Here is an 18,896-nt window from a genome sequence, read left to right as displayed (position 1 = left end):
AGCCAGCTTGCTGGCGACCATCTTGCGCCAAACCATCAATGCTAAAGGAGAGCCACATGAACCAAGCCACTCAACTACCCGAAGCCCAACGCCAGCGCTGCGAAGTCTGGACCCGCGTGATGGGCTATCACCGTCCGGTTACCGCCTTCAATCCCGGCAAGCAGTCCGAGCACCGGGAGCGCATGCATTTCACCGAGCAAGCGGCCAGCTTGGCGCGGTAGCCGTGGGTGCTGCATTAAGGGTCGGGGGCATGGTGCCCCTGACCACGCTGGATTTCCCCGATCACCTGGCTTGCGTATTGTTCTGCCAGGGGTGTGGCTGGCGTTGTCGCTATTGCCACAACCCGCAGTTGATTCCGAGTTGCGGCGCCGAGGAGCGCAGCTGGCAGGACGTACTAGGTTTTCTCGAGCAGCGTGTCGGCTTGCTCGAGGCGGTGGTGTTCAGCGGTGGCGAACCTACCTTGCAACTGGCCCTGCCAGACGCCATTGCCCAGGTCCGGTCGATGGGCTTCAAAGTCGGGCTGCACAGCGCTGGCATCAAGCCCAGGTTGTTCCGTCAGGTGCTACCGCTGGTGGATTGGGTGGGCTTCGACGTCAAGGCATTGCCGGAGCACAGCACGCTGATCACCGGCGTAGAAGGCAGCGGCAAAGCCAATTGGAAGAGTCTGGAGCACCTGCTGGAAAGCGAGGTTGCCCACGAGTGCCGCACCACGGTCCATTGGCAGCTGTTCGATGCAGATCGTCTGTGGGACATGGCCCAGCGCCTCCGCGCTTTGGGAGTGGAGCGTTTTGCCGTGCAATGTGTGCGTACCTCGCGGATGCTCGACGAGACCCTCACAGACAGCCACCCGCCATATGATCAGCAGAAGCTCTGGGATCGGATGGGAACGCTGTTTCCAACCTTCGTGCTGCGAGGGTAAGGGAGAAGGTCTTCGTTGCCGCGTGGCGGCGGGCTAAAGCCCAACCTACGCGCTGCAGGCATAAGCAGACCTTGCTCCTGAAGATGTGCGGAGCGGCGCACTCATATGCTGCTTTTCGTCGGGGCGAGCTCGCGATCAGGTGCTTGAACGGCTCTTGAGTCGTTGAACAAAGATCGCCAGCAAGCTGACTCTTACAGAGGGTGGCGTTGATGATCGACTCCGACCCCAGAACTGCAGATACCGGTCATAGTCAGGTAGGGTGGGCTTGAGCCCACCATTACAAAGAAGCCAGATGAAGCTGAGCCCAAGCGGGCTGTGCGCGGTTATCCAAAATCCCGGCGCATGCCGATGTGTGGAATCCCGTCCTCGAGATAAACCTCGCCCACCGGCTCGAAGCCGTAGCGGCCGTAATAGCCTTGCAGGTGGGCCTGTGCGGACAGGTAGATCGGCTGGCCCGGCCAATTTTCTCCGGCATGGTCGAGTGCCTGCACCATCAATTCATGTCCAATGCCCTGGCCGCGGGCCGAAGGCGCAGTGACGACGCGGCCGATGACCACGTCTCCGTTTTGCTGAATCGGGTCGAGCAGCCGCAGGTACGCCACCAGTTGCTGCTCTTGCCAGGCCATCAAGTGGCAGGTGTCGCCCAGCAGGTCCTGGCCATCGACATCCAGGTACACGCATTGTTGCTCGACCACGAAGACATCCGCGCGCAGGCGCAGAATGGCGTAGAGCTCCTGCGTGCTGAGTTCAGTGTGGTGTTTGCTGATCCAGTTGATTGACATGGCGCCGACTCGCAGAGAAACCTGTAGCGGATACTAAACGCATCCCGAACCAAAAGGCTGTCGGCTATACCGTTTCGCAGCAGGTGCCTCCCTCTGACTATTCGGCGCTGGCTCGCTCTTGTGGGGTCGAGCAAGCTCGCAAGGCGCGCGAGATCAGGGCCTGCGGGCGACACCAGACAAACTTTGCTCTGGTCCAGCGACGTTCTGATTGTACGATCAGCTCCAACCCCAGAACTGCAGATACCAGCCGTAACCCACTACCGCGGTGGCCACCCCGACGCAACCGAACGCCGCCAGCCGACGCAGGCCATTGGCGCCATGACGGCTGATCACACGCCAGGCCAGGTACAGGCTCCAGGCTATGGCGCCGGCCAGGAGCAGGGCGCGGGTCGGTTGCACCCAGGCGAGGATGAAACCCTCGTAGCGCAACAGCTTGATGGTGGTCGCTGAGAGGCCAAGGAACAGCCCGGCGCCGCCTAAAGGTATCAATGCCAGGGCCAGATGCTGGAACACATTGTCGCCGCGGTTCATCAAACCGACGGCGCCGCGCAGCAGCAGCCACAGGGCACCGCCGATCACCAGCGAACTGGCGCCTATATAGGTGAGGATGGCCGCGCCGTCGAGCCAGGTGAAGGCGTCGTTAGCTTGCGGGTAGTGGGTCAGCAACCACCAGGGTGCGTTGGCCTCCAGCGGCCAGAAAATATCGCGGTCCACCAGCCATTCAGCTGCGGTCTGCTTGAGGGTGATGAACCAGGGGCTGACCGTCCACTGGAAAGCGCCCATGGCCAGCCCGATCATGCCGAACAGCAGCAGCGTACTGTCCCAATGGTCGTGCTGCGGCTTGTCGCCGACGATGAGAATCTCCTGGTTCGGTGATCGAGCAGCGAGGGCGACGGCGCCGCGCTGCCCGCTGCAACGCCCACAGGCGTGGCATTCGCTGTTGCCTTGCATGCGGCGAATATCGATCAGCGGGGCGCAGTTGGGCGTGGCCAGCTTCGGGCCCTGATTGGCCTGCCAGCGCGCTTCATCGACCTTGTAGTGCATCGGCGCGAGGCGCGCCAGCAGGCCGAACACGCCGCTGACTGGGCACAGATGCCGACACCAGACCCGCTTGCCGCGGCCATAGAGGAAGCCGACGATCATTGCGGCAACGGTAGATCCGCCAAGAATCAGCGCCGCAGCACGGCCATAGTCATAAACGCTGATGAGCTGCCCATAAACGGTGGTCAGTACGAAGGCAATGGTTGGCCAGCCGCTCCAGCGAATCCACTGCGGGGTACGCTTGTTCAATCCGCGCCAGCTGATCCATTCGCTGAGCGAACCCTCGGGGCAAAGAACGCCGCACCAGAGGCGGCCGAACAACACCATCGACAGCAGCACGAACGGCCACCACAGCCCCCAGAACAGGAACTGAGCGAACACTGTGATGTTGTCCAGCATGCGCGCCTCGGAGGGCGGCAGCGAAAGGACGGCTGGCACAAGCAGCAATACCAGATAGAACCCCACCACCAGCCACTGGATCAGTCGGATGGTCCGGGCATGCTGGCGCAACAGGTCGCCTGCGCGTTCCAGCCACGGCGAGGCGGCCATCATGCGGGCTGAGCCTCCAGCTGCGGTTGCATACGCGGCCTCAACCAGAGCCAGACCGCCAGCCAGTACATTGCCATGATCGCAACCGCGGCCGTCGATGGCATGGCGCGATATCCGGTGAGACCCGCGATGGTGCTACCCAGCGTGCCGCCATCGTCGAGCAGTGACGAGGTATCCCACAGTGGATCGCCAAAAGCCGTGTAGAAGATTTCTGGGATATCCATGCCCATCAGTTGACCGCTGAAGCGGTCGAGCCCGGCCATCAGCAAGGCAGCGCCGAGCAGCAACAGCAGGGCTTCGCTGACCTTGAAGAAACGTTTCCACGAGATAAATCGGCTGCCGGCTTGCAGCGTCGCGTAGCTGAGCAAGGCGAGTACGAAACCGAGTACACCGCCGATCACGAATCCGGTGAGGTCGGCGCCTTGCTGCTGGTGCCCGATGCCGTAGAGAAACACCACGGTTTCACTGCCTTCACGCGCTACGGCAAGCATCGCCAGCACCAACAGCCCGATGCCACTCCCCTGGCTGAGGCTGGCTGCGGCACTGTTCACCAGGTTGCGTTTGAGGTCGCGCCCGTGATGGTGCATCCACCCGACCATCTGCAGGATAAGTAACGCGGCGATTACCAGCATGGCGCACTGGAACCATTCACCGGCCGGACCGGCCAGCCAGTCGCCAGCACTGAGAATGCCCCAGCCCAGCAGCGAGGCCAGTCCCAGCCCAGCCACCACGCCGCTCCAGAGCATGCGTAGTGCGTGACGATTGCCCGGTTGCTGGCTCAGCCAGGCATGCAGGATGCCGATGACCAGTAGCGCCTCGACGCTTTCGCGCCAGACGATGAACATTGATTGGCCCATTTCGCTTCTCCTGTGAAGGCGCTACTTGGCGATGATTTCCCCTTCCGGAAGATCCATGTGGAACTCATCGAAGAAGGGGTAGCGGCCGGGTTTGAGCGGATGGATCACGACGAACGAGGTGACGCCGGGTGAGAGCACCTTTTCAACCCGCAGTGGCGTGCTTTCGAACTCGGTCGGCCCACTGCCGGCATTGATGACCACGATCTTGAAGCGCTGGCGAGCCGGTACCTCGATGGTCGACGGCTCGAAGTGGCCGTCACGGATGGTCAGCTCGTAGGTGGGCAACCCGGCCTGGGCGCTACCAGCGAAACCGGCAGCGAGCAGGGCGAGGGTCGGGAGCAGAGCGCGTCGCATACTGACCTCCGGCTCAATAACCGCCTTTCTTGCCGATGCCGGCGTAGGTGAACTCGTAGTTCAACGTGCACTGCTCAAACCAGGGCGCGACGCCGGTTTCCTTGTCGACATGACGGCCAAACATGGCGTGATCGCCGCCTGGAGGCGAGATGGTGAAGGTCAGTGAGTATTTGCCTGGGCCCATCAATTTGACGTTGTCGCCATAGTGCGGTCCGTCGTTGGCGACCATCGGGTGGAAGTCGCCTTCGATCTTCTCATCCGAGCCTTTCTTGGTCAGGGAGTAACGGATATTCAGATACGAGACGAAACTGCCTTCCTGCCAGCCGTTACGGTTGTCTTCGGTCGCAGCAATGTCGGCTTCAAGGTGTACATCGGACTTCGAGGCGTCCAGCATCATGCCTGCTGGCTCCATCTCGACCGGCTGCAGATAGACGGCGCCGACTTCCATGCCACCACACTGTTGCGGTTCGCCGATGGGGTATTCCTTGGCTTGAGCGAGGGGGGCGAGGAGCAGCGATGCAATGGCGATTGTCGCGGGGATACGCATGAGGCCTCCAAACGGGGCGTTGTGGAATGACGAACAGAGGTTCGCATTCGCGAGGGTTAACGATAATGATTCGCGTCAATTCTGGATGAAATAGTTTGTTACGTATAGGCTTGGCTGGACGTCTCAACAGTGCTTGAACGGCTCAATCGCGCGGGTCACGGGCGTTGGGAGCGGGTGGGTGCGTTGCGTTGTCACACCCTGTCGGCGCGCCCGCTCGGGCGATCGAGCGAGGCCTGAGTGCCAAGAGACTAATGTCAGTGCCGTGACTGGAGGCGCGGCCTACCATATGCATTTTCGAGTCGGGAGATTTCATGCAAACCGCTGTACTGGACGCTCGAACCGCCCGCGTATTGCCCTGGCTGGTCGCCATCGCGTTCTTCATGCAGACCCTCGACGGCACCATCCTAAATACCGCATTACCAGCCATGGCGCGCGATCTCGCCGAGGACCCATTGCGTATGCAGGGCGTGATAATCGCGTACATGCTCACGGTGGCCTTGCTGATACCCGCGTCCGGGTGGATGGCGGATCGTTTCGGTACCCGACGCATCTTTTTCTCGGCCATCCTGTTGTTCACCCTTGGCTCGTTGCTCTGTGCGATCAGCGATAGCTTCAATCAGCTGGTGATGTCGCGGATCGTGCAAGCGGTGGGCGGCGCGCTGATGCTGCCGGTAGGACGTCTTGTGATCCTGCGAGCCTATCCGCGCAGCGAGTTCGTGCGGGTGATGACCTTCATTGCATTACCGGGCATGGTCGGCCCGCTGATCGGTCCGACCCTTGGTGGCTGGCTGGTGGAATACGCGTCCTGGCACTGGATATTTCTGATCAACCTGCCGGTGGGGTTGATCGGCTGCATTGCTGCGTTCCGGTTCATGCCGGATTTGAAAAGCGCTGAGCGAATCCGTTTCGATACGGTCGGTTTTCTGCTTTTCGGCGGCGCCATGGTGTTGATCACCATTGCGCTGGAAGGCCTCGGCGAAATGCACATGCCACACGCACGTGTCCTGTTGCTGATGATGATCGGCGCTGCTTGCCTGGCCGCTTACTGGCTGCGTGCGGGACATATCGAAAAGCCGCTATTCAGCCCAGCGCTTTTCCACACCCGCAGCTTTGCAGTGGGCATCTTCGGTAATCTGTTTGCTCGGCTGGGCAGCGGTGCGTTGCCGTTTCTGGTGCCGTTGCTGCTTCAGGTTGCCCTGGGCTATTCGCCGGCCCAGGCCGGAATGACGATGATCCCGCTGGCACTTGGCGCAATGCTCATCAAACCGTTGGCCAAGCCGCTGATCGACCGTCTCGGCTACCGTCGCATCCTGATTGGCAACACGCTGCTGTTGGGCAGCCTGATCGCAAGCCTGGCGACCATCGACGCACACACACCTACGGCGCTGCTACTCGTGCACCTTAGTCTGATCGGCATGGTCAATTCGATGCAGTTCACCGCAATGAACACCGTCACCCTCGTTGGGCTCAGCAATCGGAACGCCAGCAGCGGCAACAGCCTGCTCTCGGTGGTCGTGCAGTTGTCGATGAGCCTTGGAGTTGCCTCGGCGGGAGCGTTACTGGGTGGCTTTACCGCGCCAGGAGCTGAAGGGGAGGCGGTGCTGGACGCCTTCCATCTGACTTTCCTGTGTATCGGCGGGATGTCGATGCTGGCTGCATCGCTGTTCTTTCAACTGGACAGCAAGCAGACCATGGCGGCGCGACTTATCGACGAGGAATGAGACGGAGTCGATCAGTCGAGGCAGAGCTCGGCTTCCTCTTCTTCCTCGGGGATCTCGTCAGTCACGATCACGCGGGCGTGGTGGCTGTTTTCTTCCTCCATGCGCAGACCAAAGTAGCGCGTGTCATACGCATCCCAAAATGCCTCGACCTGCTCCATCGTGGCGGCCTCGAGGAGTACCTCCAGGCTGTGCTCCAGGACAATGGTGTAGAGTTTTTCGCAAGACATGGTTAGCAGGCTCGTGCTCGGTTCAGAAGAGTGGCTGCGCCTCTGTGCAGCCGTGATGTCATTCTGACAGCTGGCGCTCGTTTGGAAGCATCCGCTCATCGCCTTGAAGCCGTTTCCCGCTGAACGGTTAAGTCCCGATGTGGTCCGCGCGGTGCCTTCGCCGATTGCTAATGAATGAGTTGACCAGAAGCCGCTCGCAGTTGCTTTAGTGAAATCCGGTAACGGTTTTCTGCGGGGATTCGATGCAGGCCAAGCCTGTGTGGTGGGTATGCTTGCCACCCGCTGAAGATCAGCACTGCCGGTCGGGGACTGCACGGGCGCACAACGTCAATGCCCAGCTGGTGGAACCCAACGACGGAGCACGACGAATGTTAACGGTCAATGTGGGACCACTGGCACTGGCCGTTTCGCACGTGCTGCTACTGGTGAGCCTGTTCCTCTCGATGCTGACGGGGTGGTGGCTCGGGCGACGTAGCCAGCGCAATCCAGAGCAGCAACTGTTCAGGTTGTTACTGGTTGCACTGGTAGTCGCTCGCTTGTCTTTCGTGGTGGTCTATGTCGAGTATTTTCGGGACGAGCCCTGGCGCGTGATCGATATCCGCGACGGCGGGTTCATTGTATGGCCGGGGATTCTGGTCGCCATCCTGTGGGGCGTATCGCTTGCCTGGCGCGATGGTGCGGTGCGCAAGCCCTTGGGGTGGGCAATGGCGGTTGGGGTCTTGAGCTGGGGGCTCGGTAGTATCGGCCTATATGCGTTCGAGCAAGGCACGCGGCTTCCTGATATCGGCCTGAGGAACAACCGTGGGGCACCAGTTGCCTTGCATGAATTCGTCGGCAGACCCTTAGTGGTCAATCTATGGGCGACCTGGTGTCCACCGTGCCGTCGGGAAATGCCCGTGCTGGCCCAAGCGCAGCGCAACGAACCAGAGGTGACCTTCCTATTCGTCAATCAGGGCGAAGGAGCGCACCTCATCACGGAATTTCTAGATGCCGAGGGATACGTTCTGGAAAACGTCCTGCTCGACTCCGGCGGGCGGCTTGGCCAGCATGTTGGCTCATCGGCGTTGCCCACGACACTGTTCTACGATGCCCAGGGACGCCAGATCGGCAGCCACATCGGTGAATTGTCCGAGGCGAGTCTGGCTCGGGCGCTGGAAGGGATGAAAGCGAGTGCCAAGTGAGAATCAGTGAACCAAAGAACCTATGTTGTATTAACCCCATAAAGCAAAAAACCCTGACTTCGTGAAAAGTCAGGGGTTTTAATTTGGTGGAGCCGGGGGGATTTGAACCCCCGTCCGCCAGTTCTCCACTGTCGGTACTACATGCTTAGCCGTGTCTATTAAGTTAATCCGCAGCCGCCCGACTGGCAGGGTGCTTTGGACGAGTTGTGTAAGTTTTAGCCGCTTCGTCCACAACGTACTACGCGGCGATCCTGTTCTACGTGACAATCACTTTGGGTTTACAGGCATCCCCTAGTGATCGCTGGAGCCGAAGCTACCAGAAGGACTAGTCGCGCTGCTTACGCAGCGAGAGCGTAGCCCTCGTAGTTTTCGTCATTGGCAACTATAGAAAGTTGCAACAGTGGATTTACGAGTTCTGTTACCAACTCGGCATGCACCTAGAGCTTTGTTACCGGCGTCGAATCCTAATCGGCCCCATGAAGCGTGTAGCAGCCTCATGTGTTGCGCAGTGTACGCCTCCACACGGGATACGTCGAACGCTTGATGTAATAGATAAGGTCGGTCAGTCGATTTTCAAGGGTGAAACCGGCAAGGCCGAATAACGTGCGGCCTTGCCATGTGCGACTTAGTTGCTCGCACCCGAACCGGATCCAGCTGTGCCGCCCGAACCAGTGCTGCCTGGGCCTTTGAGTTCCTGCAGCGCTTTGGTGGAGTGAGCGATGCACTCTTCGGTGTTGCCAGCTTGCTGAGCCTGTTTGGCTTGGCTGACCAGCTCTTCGATTTCACTGCGGGCAGGCTCGCCAAGGGTTGCCTGGTTGGTGGTCATGTTGTCATCGATCTCTTGCATATTCAGCTGGCAGAGATCTTTGTCAGCGGCGAAAGCTGCTGGGCTGGCGATCAGAGCGGCGGCGGCGAGTAGGGCAAATTTCTTCATGAGAGTCCTCCAGGGGGTTAACTTCCCGGCGGTCCGCTTGGTTACGCAAATTGCGTGGCGGCACCGAGGTGAGTCGAGCCCGTTTCTGTTCCTGGGCTCCCAATATCGGACTGCGGCTCCGCTCGAGCGTTCTATCGTTGTTACGCGCTTACTTTCTCATGAGGGCTCAGGTCGAGACAGCAGCCGCTCTGGCCCGGCTGTTTCGGTTAACCAGATAGACCAGTCCGTGGTAGTCGATACCGCCATGTTGCGACAAGCCGATCTCGCAGGTGCGGCTGGTGGAGATGCCTTCTTCGCAGGTCTTCACGGCATTTTTGAGGTTTCGCAACGCGTGTGCGTTGAGCTCCGGGGTAGTGAAGCCTTTGTCGCCTGCGAAACCGCAGCAATGGATACCTTCTGGCACCACCACTTCGCTGGCGCATCGGCGGGCGATATCAATCAATGCCTGGGCTTCGCCGAGGTGCTGAGTGCTGCACGTTACGTGGACGGCGATGGGGCCGGCCTGCGGCTCGAAATCAAGTTTGTCGAGCAGGTGGGTGCGGATGAAACGTACAGGGTCGAATATCTGTAAGCGATCGTCCGTCAGCTCCTGCACCATGCGGAGCGTGCAGGGGCTGGTGTCGCAATAGATGGGGTCGAGGCCGCCTCGGCTTGCTTTGAGCAATGCATCCAACGTTTCCTGTCGTTTCTTTTCGGCTTGTTCGGCATAGCCCTTGGAAGCGAAGGGTTGCCCGCAACATAAGTTGTTCAGATCATCGGGAAATACGATCTGATAGCCTGCTTTTTCCAGAAGGGCGCGGGTGGTGTCGAGCAGCGGCTCCTGCTGCTGATCGCGTGCCGCCGGGCCCATGGCTCGGGATACGCACGCAGCGAGGTAGACCACGCGTGGTCTTTCGTCATCCGGCGACGGTTTTGGCAGATGCAGCCGCTGCAGGGGCTGCGGCATTGCCGACGTCCATTGCGGAACTCGGCCTTTGCTGGCTTTGGTGAATGCCGCCGAGGTCTTGCTGAGCAGGCGAGTGCCCATCATCAGGTGCGCGCCATTGGCGACATGCAGCATGAAACGCGCACCTTGAACGCCGGTGCTGAAGTGTTCGGCCAACCAGTTTGCCCCACGGGTGTTGTCAGCGTCGCGGCCACGGAGCTTGCGCACCAGATCTCCAGTGTTGATGCCTACCGGGCAGCGTTGAGCGCATAGACCGGTGGCCGCACAGGTCTCGACTCCGTGGTAGCCAAACAGGCGCTCGAGTTCAGATGTGTCTATGCCGGCGCGCGTCTTTGCCTGAATGTCGCGCCAGACGACGATGCGCTGGCGCGGCGTCAGGGTCAGCCCATTGGATGGGCAGACCGGCTCGCAGAAGCCGCACTCGATGCATTTGTCGACGATCTCGTCGGCAGCCGGCATCGGTTTGAGGTGCTTGAGATGGATCTGCGGATCTTCACTGAGGATGACGTCCGGGTTGAGGATGCCTTGCGGGTCCAGCAGACGCTTGATCTGCCACATCAGCTGATAGGCTTCCTGCCCCCATTCCAGTTCTACGAAGGGCGCCATGTTGCGGCCGGTGCCGTGCTCGGCTTTCAGCGCGCCGCCAAACTCAACGGCGACCAGCTGGGTGACGTCCTGCATGAATGTTTCGTAACGAGCGACTTGCAGTGGATCGTCGAAGCCCTGCGTAAAGACGAAGTGCAGGTTGCCTTCCAGGGCGTGGCCGAACAGGATCGCCTCGCTGTAGGCGTGCTTGTCGAATAGCTGGATCAAGCGGTTGACGCCTTCGGCCAGGCGCTCGATAGGGAAGGTCACGTCTTCGATGATGACTGTGGTCCCGGTCTGACGTACCGCTCCGATGGCGGGGAAGGTGTCCTTGCGGATCTTCCAGAGCTGGTTATAAACAACCGGGTCTTCGCTGAAGTCGACTTGCTTTTCCACAGGGAAATGCGCGATGGACGTCATGATCAGGTTGATCTGTTCGTGAAGAAGCGTCTGGCTCGCCGCGCGGGACTCGATCAGCAAGGCGCAGGCGTTAACCGACAACGCCTTGACCCATTCGGGCATGCCGGCCTTGTTCTCGACCGAACGCAGGCTGCGCCGATCAAGCAGTTCGACCGCTGATACGGGTTGCTGTTTGAGTACCGGAACGGCAAGACAGCAGGTTTCCACGTCAGGGAAGACGACCAGTGCGCTGGCCTTGTGCGGGTGGTCCGGCACGGTGTCGTACGTAACCGCGCTGATGAAGCCGAGCGTGCCTTCCGAACCGACCATGAGGTGGTTGAGGATGTCGAGCGGCTCGTCGTAATCGACCAAGGCGTTGAGCGAGAAACCCGTTGTGTTTTTCAGTCGATATTTGTGGCGGATCTTGGCGGCCAGTTCGGTATTGGCGCGCGTAGCACGGCCCAGCTCGGCGAGCTGATCGAGCAGGGCAGTGTGGCTCTGGCGGAAGGATTGGACGCTGGCCGCGTCTTCGCTGTCGACAACGGTGCCGTCTGCCAATACCACGCGCAGGCCTGCAAGTGTCTTGTAGCTGTTCTGTGCCGTGCCGCAGCACATCCCACTGGAATTGTTAGCGACGATTCCGCCGATCTTGGCTGCATTGATCGAGGCCGGGTCAGGGCCGATCTTGCGCTGAAAGGGTAACAAGACCGCATTGGCGTTAGCGCCGATGACGCCAGGCTGCAGGCGAATCTGCGCGCCGTCATTCCGGATTTCGCGGCCGTTCCAGTTATCACCCAACACGATCAATACGGAATCAGAAATTGCCTGACCGGACAGGCTGGTACCGGCGGCGCGAAAAGTCACCGGCACCCTCATCTCGTGGGCCAGCTTGAGCAGGCTCACTACCTCCGTTTCCGACTCGACCCGAACGACCAGTTTGGGAATCAGCCGATAGAAGCTTGCGTCGGTGCCAAAGGCCAGCGTCGAGAGCGGGTCGTCGAAGCGGCGTTCGGCCGGGATCAGCGTTTCGACGGCAGCGAGGAAGTCGGTCGGTAAAGCGGCAGTCGCGGTCATCGGAGGCTCCGGTAAGAAAGCGGGCCACGTCGGACGCGCGGCCTTCTCTTTGTATCAGTGTTGCTTAGTCCACGACGCGGCTGGTCTGGTAGCGGTCGATTTCGCGGACCAGCGAGTCGGTGGTGATTTCGCTGATGGACTTGGCCCCCGTCAGCACCATGGCGACGCGCATCTCCTTCTCGATCAGGTCGAGCAGGTTGGTTACGCCTGCTTCGCCAGCAGCCGCCAGGGCGTAGGCGAAAGCGCGACCCAGCATGACCGTATCTGCACCCAGAGCGATCATGCGCACGACATCGAGGCCGCTGCGAATACCAGAGTCGGCCAGGATTTTCAGATCGCCTTTGACTGCGTCAGCGATGGCCGGCATGGCGCGGGCACTGGACAGCACACCGTCCAGCTGCCGGCCGCCGTGGTTGGACACAATGATGCCGTCTGCACCAAAGGTGACGGCGTCACGCGCATCTTCTGCATCGAGGATGCCCTTGATCACCATCGGGCCGTCCCAGAATTCGCGGATCCATTCCAGGTCCTTCCAGGATATCGACGGGTCGAAGTTGGCGGCCAGCCAGCCGATGTAGTCTTCAAGCCCCGTAGGATTTCCGCGGTAGGTGGAGATGTTGCCCAGATCATGCGGCTTGCCGTGCAGGCCTACGTCCCAGGCCCAGAGTGGATGAGTCATGGCCTGTACCATCCGACGCATATTGGCATTCGGGCCGCTCATGCCGGAATGCGCGTCGCGGTAGCGGGCACCGGGTGTCGGCATATCCACAGTGAACACCAGGGTAGTGACGCCGGCCGCCTTGGCGCGCTCCAGGGCGTTCTTCATGAAGCCGCGGTCTTTCAGCACGTAGAGCTGGAACCACATGGGACGCTTGATTGCCGGTGCGACTTCCTCGATCGGGCAGACCGACACCGTCGACAGTGTAAACGGGATGCCTTTCTTATCGGCTGCACGCGCTGCCTGCACTTCGCCGCGGCGGGCAAGCATGCCTGTGAGCCCGACCGGCGCGAGTGCAACCGGCATCGACAGGGTTTCACCGAACAGCTGGGTTTCCAGGCTCAACTCCGACATGTTGCGCAGCACGCGTTGGCGCAGGGCAATGCTTGCCAGGTCCTCCACATTACGACGCAGGGTGTACTCGGCGTAGGCGCCGCCATCGACGTAATGGAAAAGAAAAGGGGGCAGTTTGCGTTTTGCGGCAGCGCGGTAATCTGTAGAGGCGGAGATGATCATCGTGTGTACTCACCGAGTGAAACAAAGTGGGTCCCGGGCGCTCCCGTCCATGACGTGACGAAGGCGTCGTCTCAAATAATTCTGCCCTGTCAGCGCGGACGCGGCGCAGCTACAGGGCTTAGGGCCAAACAGTTCTGCCCCGACGAGTAGGGGCAGAACGAGGTTGCGTCAGGTACCAACCAGCGGGTCCGTTACGCCGAATACGTAGATCGCGACCATGCCGATGATGCCGGTAGCCAGTACGTAGTACAGGGTAGGCCAGATGGTCTTGCGCAGGGTGACTCCCTCTCGACCAAGCAGGCCCACAGTGGCCGAAGCCGCAACCACGTTGTGGATGGCAACCATGTTGCCCGCCGCAGCGCCGACCGCCTGCGTTGCCACTATCATCGCGCCAGAAATACCTAGCGACTGAGCCACGCCGAATTGGAACTGGCTGAACATCATGTTGCTGACAGTATTCGATCCTGCCAGGAACGCGCCCAGCGCACCGACGGAGGGTGCAAGCAGCGGGTAGATTCCACCGACGCTGTCTGCGACGTAGCGCGCCATGGCGATCGGCATGCTTGGCAGGTCTGCAGCGTTTACCCCGGAGTTGATCAGGATGCGCACCATCGGCACGGTGAACAGCAGCACGAAACCTGCGCTCAACAGCACACTGCTCGATTCCTTGACCGCTGCCTTGAGTTCCGAGGCGCGCATGCTGTGAAGGAAGAAGGTGATCAGTACTACGGCAACCAGAATTCCGCCTGGCAGGAAGAGCGGCTCGATGCTGGCGCTGACGCCCGTCTCGCCAAGGATATTGGCGAACGCGATGGAGACCGTCTTCAGCGCCGCCGAGACCTGCGGGAAGACTCGGCTGATCACCAGAATCGCACCGACCAGCACGTAGGGCAGCCAGGCGCGGAAGGCGCTCATGGGGCGTGCAGCCAGGTCGTCCAGCTTCATCTCTATGGTTCCGATCCACTCGGCGGGCCAGTCTTTGGCGTCGGCAAAGTCCCAAGTGGATTTCGGCGTCAGGAAGTTGAAGCGAGCTGCCGTGGTAACGATTGCCAGACCAACCAGGCCGCCTAGAAGCGATGGGAATTCCGGGCCGAGAAACACGCCAGTGGCGACATAGGGGAGAGTGAAAGCCAGGCCTGCGAAAAGTGCAAAAGGCAGCACCTCGAATGCTGGTTTCCAGCTCTTATCCTTGCCGAAGAAGCGCGTCAGCATCATCACCATGATCAGCGGCATGACGGTGCCAGCGATGGCATGGGTAATCGCCACGCTGCTGGTGATCTGCTGCAGAAAAATCGGCCAGCTGGAGCCTTGAGCAACAAGCTGCTCGCCGAGCGTGGCGGTATCAAGGCCACTGTTCACGCCAACCACGATTGGTGTGCCTACTGCTCCAAAGGATACCGGTGTGCTTTGCACGAGCATGCCCATCAGAACCGCCGCCATGGCAGGGAACCCCACCGCGACCAGCAGAGGTGCAGCGATCGCAGCGGGCGTACCGAAACCGGATGCACCTTCGATGAAGCAGCCAAACAGCCAGGCTATGATGATCGCCTGGATTCGTCGGTCGGGGCTGATGGTCGTAAAGCCAGCACGGATTGCGGTGATACCGCCGGAATGCTTCAGTGTATTCAGCAACAGTATCGCGCCGAAGATTATCCAGAGCAGGCCAAGGGTAATGACCAGCCCCTGCAAGGTTGAAGCGATGATCCGGGTGACGCTCATGTCCCAGACGAACAAGCCGATGGCGGCCGTGAACAGAAACACGACAGGCATGGCGCGACTCGCGGGCCAACGCAGACCGATCAGAAGTACCGCCGCGAGCAGGATCGGGGTGAAAGCGAACAGGGCGAGCAATCCGTTAGACATTTCAGGCTCCCATGATCGAAGTGAACGAACGGAGCCCTGAGTGGACTGGTATTGAACGGATGAATGGAGACCGCATGATGTGTCCTCTTCTTGTTGGAAGCTCTTGACTGTAAACTGGTAATACCAATTTACAGGAAGGTCTGGCCAGCGTATGAGGTCTCATGGCGAGGCGTCAATTGAGGTCGTATAGACTTTCGTAGCATTTGCGCTTGTTGCTAGGCGCCACGCCACTGGCTACGCTGGATATCACGCAAGTGGTCAAACCAATCGAGAGGCGGCATGGAAGTGGGAATGGTGCGTCAGCGGAGGCTGGCCGATAACATCGTCGAACAGCTGGAAGCGATGATCCTCGAAGGTACTCTCAAAGCCGGCGAGCGGCTGCCGGCCGAACGTGTCCTGGCAGAGCAATTCGGTGTGTCCAGGCCGTCGTTGCGCGAGGCAATTCAGAAGCTCGCGGCCAAAGGGCTGCTTGTGAGTCGTCACGGTGGGGGCAACTTCGTTGCTGAATCACTGGGCTCGACGTTCAGTGATCCCTTGCTGCATCTGCTGGAAAATAATGCCGACGCGCAGCGCGACCTTCTGGAGTTTCGCCATACCCTTGAAGGCAGTTGCGCCTACTATGCGGCTCTGCGGGCAACGGAAGTTGATCAGCAACGCTTGGGCGAAGCGTTCGCGGCTCTGCAGGATTGCTATCAGCGTGAAGGCACTGTGACCCGCGCTGAAGAGGGCGCTGCCGATGCGAGATTTCATCTGGCCATTGCCGAGGCCAGTCACAACGCGGTTTTACTGCACACCATCCGTGGGCTGTTCGATCTGCTCAAGCGTAACGTCGTGACCAATATCGGCGGTATGTATGCGCTGCGCAATGAAACGAGGGACATGCTCATGAGCCAGCATCAGGAGCTTTACGACGCCATCATTGCGCGTCGCGCAGGTGAGGCTCGCGATGTGATCCATCGTCACATCAGCTATGTGCAGGAGGTACTGGCCGAAGGGCAGCAGGCAGCCCAGCGCCTGGCTCGGGCGCAGCGCCGGCAGGGTCGTTCGGAGTGATTTCGGGAATGCCTGGCTAATGGTGTTGCTTTGCCAGCCTAAGGCGAGATGCGTGACGAGCGGGCGAACCCGCTCTGAATGGCTGCGGACTCAGTCGTCCTTGCCCTTGCTGCGTATGGCGCGCTGGATCTCGCGGTCGGAGTCGCGCTCCTTCTCGGTATGGCGCTTGTCAAATTCCTTCTTGCCCTTACCCAGTGCAATGTCGCACTTGATCAGGTGCTTCTTCCAGTAGATCGACAGCGCTACGCAGGCATAGCCCTTTTGCTGCACGGCGCCGAACAACTTGCCCAGCTCTCGTTTGTTCAAAAGCAGCTTGCGGGTGCGAGTCGGATCGGCAATGACATGCGTGCTGGCAGTAGTCAGAGGCGTGATATGACACCCCATCAACCAGGCTTCGCCGTCCTTGAGCAGAACGTAGCTGTCTACCAGTTGCGCCTTGCCAGCGCGGAGGCTTTTCACTTCCCAGCCGGCCAGAACGAGGCCAGCCTCGAATTTCTGCTCGATGAAGTAGTCGTGTAGCGCTTTCTTGTTTAGCGCGATGGTCCCGGGGGACTGTTTCTTCTGTTTGGCCATAGGCTGCGCATTATAGGGAGTCGCGTTGCGGCTGGCGATAACCTGATGCTGCGACGGTGCGAAACTTGAGAGGGGTGCGCTTATCCCCGACAATGGGCATCTTTGAGGTTGCTCATGCTCAAATGCTCGCTTTGCGGCGCTCCGGGGCTACGCAAGCTCTCGGAATAGCTGAAAGCCCTGGCCGCAGCTGCCGATAGTCGACTGACGAAGTAGAAGGGACTGAATGACAACGCATATTCAACGTTCGGCGCTGCTGCCCTATCCGGCGCACGCACTGTTCGACATGGTCAATGATGTAGCCAGTTATCCGCAATTTCTTCCCTGGTGTTCGGCTACCGAGGTTCTGTCCAGCAGTGAAAGCCAGATGCAGGCCAGCATGACGGTGGCCAAAGCAGGCATGAGTCAGCGATTTCTGACGCGTAATGAGCTGCAGCCAGGCAAACGCATCGAGATGACGCTGGAGGAAGGGCCGTTCAGTCATCTGCACGGTATCTGGGAGTTCAAGGCCTTGGGCGAGAAGGCCTGCAAGATCAGTCTTGACCTCACCTTCGATTATGCCGGGCCGCTAGTCCGCGCCACACTCGGCCCGCTGTTCAATCAAGCTGCCAACACACTTGTCGACGCATTCTGTGAAAGGGCAAAAGCGCTCTATGGATAAACCGATGATCGCTGTTGAAGTGGTCTATGCATTGGCTGACAAGCAAAAGCTGCTACGTCTGGCTGTTCCGCAGGGCACAACCGTTCGAGAGGCTGCATTGCGTTCCGCAATGGATGGCTTCTTCCCTGGGCTTGATCTTGTGACGGCGCCGCTGGGTATTTTCGGCAAGGCGGTGCCCAAGCCGGATGAACGGGTGCTTGAGGAAGGGGAGCGAGTGGAGATCTATCGGCCGCTTATTGCTGACCCTAAGGAAGTGCGTAAACAACGAGCAGCCAAAGCAGCGCAAAACAAGGCTGACGACGCCGCTAAGGCCTAACTGCTGAACAGTGGCGCAAAGAAAAGCCCGGCGCGCCGGGCTTTTTTGTATCTGCGCGTGTTTATTAGTTCGTTTCGAGGCGGTCCGGGGTAGGCACCGGTACAGGCTCGGCTGCATCGACATCGCGCTGAATCTGATCGAGCAGAGATCCCGCCTCGACCGCATCCTGTGCCGGACGAGCCGGTGCATCGGTCGGGCGGCGTTCGGTGCCCAGGATGGCCTCGTCACGACTGACGCCAGGTTTGAAGTCGCCTGCGAGGCCAGCCAGCTGGTCGTTGGCATTGAAGACCAGGCTTACGCGCTCCTGCTGCCGCTGGCTGCCACCTGGCTGGATGCTGTACAGATAATCCCAGCGATTGGCATGGAAGGTGTCGGTAATCAGCGGATTGCCCATGATAAACCGCACTTGCGATCGGGTCATTCCTGGGCGCAACTGGTCTATCATGTCCTGCGTAACGACATTGCCCTGTTGAATGTCGACCTTGTAAACCCCGGGGAATGAACAACCGGCGAGTGCGAACAGGCCCACGAGCGTGAGGCTGGACAGCATGAGCTTGGTGTTTTGCATCGGTAGGTGACTTCCACTATCTTGGCTGGGCAAAGCCCGGATCATACCCGTATTGAAGGAGGCTGCGAAACAGCAGCAGCGAGAAAGCCAACCATGGTCGAAAATAGCGAACTACGTAAAGCCGGTCTCAAAGTAACCCTGCCACGGGTCAAGATCCTGCAAATGCTGGATACCACCGACCAGCGCCACATGAGCGCCGAGGACGTCTACAAGGCGTTGATGGAAGCCGGCGAGGATGTCGGTCTGGCGACCGTATACCGCGTGTTGACCCAATTCGAGGCAGCTGGCCTTGTGGTTCGGCATAACTTCGACGGTGGCCATGCGGTATTCGAATTGGCTGACGGTGGTCACCATGACCACATGGTCTGCGTGGACAGCGGTGATGTGATCGAATTTTTCGATCCTGAGATCGAGAAGCTGCAAAAAGAGATCGTAAAGCGCCACGGATACGAATTGGTCGACCATAACCTGGTGCTTTACGTCCGTAAGAAAGCTGACTGATTACGCGATGGCTG

Annotated in this window: 20 protein-coding genes and 1 other RNA gene; 8 read left to right on the top strand and 13 right to left on the bottom strand. The window is 59.8% G+C overall.

Annotated elements, in window-relative coordinates; genetic code table 11:
- The first annotated feature begins 56 nt into the window (after positions 1–56).
- Positions 57–221 carry an anaerobic ribonucleoside-triphosphate reductase gene (gene nrdD, locus EA797_RS13030; RefSeq protein ID WP_122165795.1) on the top strand — a complete coding sequence of 55 codons (165 nt, stop codon included), beginning with the start codon at positions 57–59 and terminating at the stop codon, positions 219–221.
- Positions 222–223: 2 nt separating this feature from the next.
- Positions 224–919, top strand: a complete 696-nt coding sequence (locus tag EA797_RS13025) for an anaerobic ribonucleoside-triphosphate reductase activating protein (protein WP_122165793.1) — start codon at positions 224–226, stop codon at positions 917–919.
- Positions 920–1,242: 323 nt separating this feature from the next.
- Here EA797_RS13025 and EA797_RS13020 read toward each other — a convergent pair whose 3' ends face one another.
- The 5 genes from EA797_RS13020 to EA797_RS13000 all read right to left on the bottom strand — a co-directional run bounded on the left by EA797_RS13020 (position 1,243) and on the right by EA797_RS13000 (position 5,049).
- Positions 1,243–1,701: a GNAT family N-acetyltransferase gene (locus EA797_RS13020; protein WP_122165791.1), complete on the bottom strand. Its 459-nt coding sequence runs from the start codon at positions 1,699–1,701 to the stop codon at positions 1,243–1,245.
- A 216-nt stretch (positions 1,702–1,917) separates the two neighbouring features.
- Complete coding sequence (locus EA797_RS13015; protein WP_122165790.1) at positions 1,918–3,294, bottom strand: 4Fe-4S binding protein; 1,377 nt, start codon at positions 3,292–3,294, stop codon at positions 1,918–1,920.
- A complete protein-coding gene (locus EA797_RS13010) occupies positions 3,291–4,148 on the bottom strand; it encodes an FTR1 family iron permease (protein WP_122165788.1) in 858 nt (285 codons plus the stop codon). Before EA797_RS13010 ends, EA797_RS13015 begins: the two co-directional genes overlap by 4 nt.
- 21 nt (positions 4,149–4,169) lie before the next feature.
- Entirely contained in the window at positions 4,170–4,502 is a 333-nt protein-coding gene (locus tag EA797_RS13005) for a cupredoxin domain-containing protein (protein ID WP_122165787.1), read from the bottom strand.
- Positions 4,503–4,515: 13 nt separating this feature from the next.
- Positions 4,516–5,049, bottom strand: a complete 534-nt coding sequence (locus EA797_RS13000; RefSeq protein WP_122165785.1) for an iron transporter — start codon at positions 5,047–5,049, stop codon at positions 4,516–4,518.
- 311 nt (positions 5,050–5,360) lie between these two features.
- Here EA797_RS13000 and mdtD point away from each other — a divergent pair, with 311 nt between their 5' ends.
- Positions 5,361–6,770 (top strand): multidrug transporter subunit MdtD, encoded by a 1,410-nt coding sequence (gene mdtD / locus EA797_RS12995; protein WP_122165783.1) that lies wholly within the window; start codon positions 5,361–5,363, stop codon positions 6,768–6,770.
- An 11-nt stretch (positions 6,771–6,781) separates the two neighbouring features.
- Here mdtD and EA797_RS12990 read toward each other — a convergent pair whose 3' ends face one another.
- On the bottom strand, positions 6,782–6,997 hold the full coding sequence (locus tag EA797_RS12990; protein ID WP_122165781.1) for a hypothetical protein: 216 nt from the start codon (positions 6,995–6,997) through the stop codon (positions 6,782–6,784).
- A 368-nt stretch (positions 6,998–7,365) separates the two neighbouring features.
- Here EA797_RS12990 and EA797_RS12985 point away from each other — a divergent pair, with 368 nt between their 5' ends.
- Positions 7,366–8,178 (top strand): TlpA disulfide reductase family protein, encoded by an 813-nt coding sequence (locus EA797_RS12985; protein WP_122165779.1) that lies wholly within the window; start codon positions 7,366–7,368, stop codon positions 8,176–8,178.
- A gap of 84 nt (positions 8,179–8,262) precedes the next feature.
- Here the strand turns inward: EA797_RS12985 and ssrA are convergent.
- The 5 genes from ssrA to EA797_RS12960 all read right to left on the bottom strand — a co-directional run bounded on the left by ssrA (position 8,263) and on the right by EA797_RS12960 (position 15,213).
- Positions 8,263–8,654: a transfer-messenger RNA gene (gene ssrA / locus EA797_RS12980) on the bottom strand.
- 149 nt (positions 8,655–8,803) lie between these two features.
- Positions 8,804–9,112, bottom strand: a complete 309-nt coding sequence (locus EA797_RS12975) for a hypothetical protein (RefSeq protein WP_122165777.1) — start codon at positions 9,110–9,112, stop codon at positions 8,804–8,806.
- A 166-nt stretch (positions 9,113–9,278) separates the two neighbouring features.
- Positions 9,279–12,116: an FAD-binding and (Fe-S)-binding domain-containing protein gene (locus tag EA797_RS12970; protein ID WP_122165767.1), complete on the bottom strand. Its 2,838-nt coding sequence runs from the start codon at positions 12,114–12,116 to the stop codon at positions 9,279–9,281.
- A gap of 64 nt (positions 12,117–12,180) precedes the next feature.
- Positions 12,181–13,350 (bottom strand): FMN-dependent L-lactate dehydrogenase LldD, encoded by a 1,170-nt coding sequence (gene lldD, locus EA797_RS12965; protein ID WP_122165765.1) that lies wholly within the window; start codon positions 13,348–13,350, stop codon positions 12,181–12,183.
- A 168-nt stretch (positions 13,351–13,518) separates the two neighbouring features.
- Positions 13,519–15,213, bottom strand: a complete 1,695-nt coding sequence (locus tag EA797_RS12960) for an L-lactate permease (RefSeq protein WP_122165763.1) — start codon at positions 15,211–15,213, stop codon at positions 13,519–13,521.
- A gap of 279 nt (positions 15,214–15,492) precedes the next feature.
- On the opposite strand from EA797_RS12960, the gene EA797_RS12955 reads away from it, so the two are divergent.
- Positions 15,493–16,266, top strand: coding sequence for a GntR family transcriptional regulator (locus tag EA797_RS12955; RefSeq protein WP_122165761.1), 774 nt, complete (start codon positions 15,493–15,495; stop codon positions 16,264–16,266).
- Positions 16,267–16,356: 90 nt separating this feature from the next.
- Here the strand turns inward: EA797_RS12955 and smpB are convergent, their stop codons facing one another.
- The gene (gene smpB / locus EA797_RS12950; protein ID WP_122165759.1) at positions 16,357–16,839 is read right to left on the bottom strand and encodes an SsrA-binding protein SmpB; all 483 of its coding nucleotides are present in this window, start codon (positions 16,837–16,839) and stop codon (positions 16,357–16,359) included.
- Positions 16,840–17,062: 223 nt separating this feature from the next.
- Here smpB and EA797_RS12945 point away from each other — a divergent pair, with 223 nt between their 5' ends.
- Positions 17,063–17,497 carry a type II toxin-antitoxin system RatA family toxin gene (locus EA797_RS12945; protein WP_122165757.1) on the top strand — a complete coding sequence of 145 codons (435 nt, stop codon included), beginning with the start codon at positions 17,063–17,065 and terminating at the stop codon, positions 17,495–17,497.
- Positions 17,490–17,813 carry an RnfH family protein gene (locus EA797_RS12940; RefSeq protein WP_122165755.1) on the top strand — a complete coding sequence of 108 codons (324 nt, stop codon included), beginning with the start codon at positions 17,490–17,492 and terminating at the stop codon, positions 17,811–17,813. The genes EA797_RS12945 and EA797_RS12940 overlap by 8 nt, the downstream gene beginning before the upstream one ends.
- A gap of 64 nt (positions 17,814–17,877) precedes the next feature.
- On the opposite strand, the gene EA797_RS12935 is transcribed toward EA797_RS12940, so the two are convergent.
- Positions 17,878–18,381 (bottom strand): outer membrane protein assembly factor BamE, encoded by a 504-nt coding sequence (locus EA797_RS12935; RefSeq protein ID WP_122165753.1) that lies wholly within the window; start codon positions 18,379–18,381, stop codon positions 17,878–17,880.
- A gap of 93 nt (positions 18,382–18,474) precedes the next feature.
- Between EA797_RS12935 and fur the strand changes: the two genes are divergently transcribed.
- A complete protein-coding gene (gene fur / locus EA797_RS12930; RefSeq protein WP_021209135.1) occupies positions 18,475–18,882 on the top strand; it encodes a ferric iron uptake transcriptional regulator in 408 nt (135 codons plus the stop codon).
- The last annotated feature ends 14 nt before the right edge of the window (positions 18,883–18,896 follow it).

The sequence above is a fragment of the Stutzerimonas zhaodongensis genome, assembly GCF_003696365.1.
Taxonomy (GTDB): domain Bacteria; phylum Pseudomonadota; class Gammaproteobacteria; order Pseudomonadales; family Pseudomonadaceae; genus Stutzerimonas; species Stutzerimonas zhaodongensis.
Note: the sequence above shows the minus strand (reverse complement) of the source record. Positions and strands in the feature narration are given on the sequence as shown.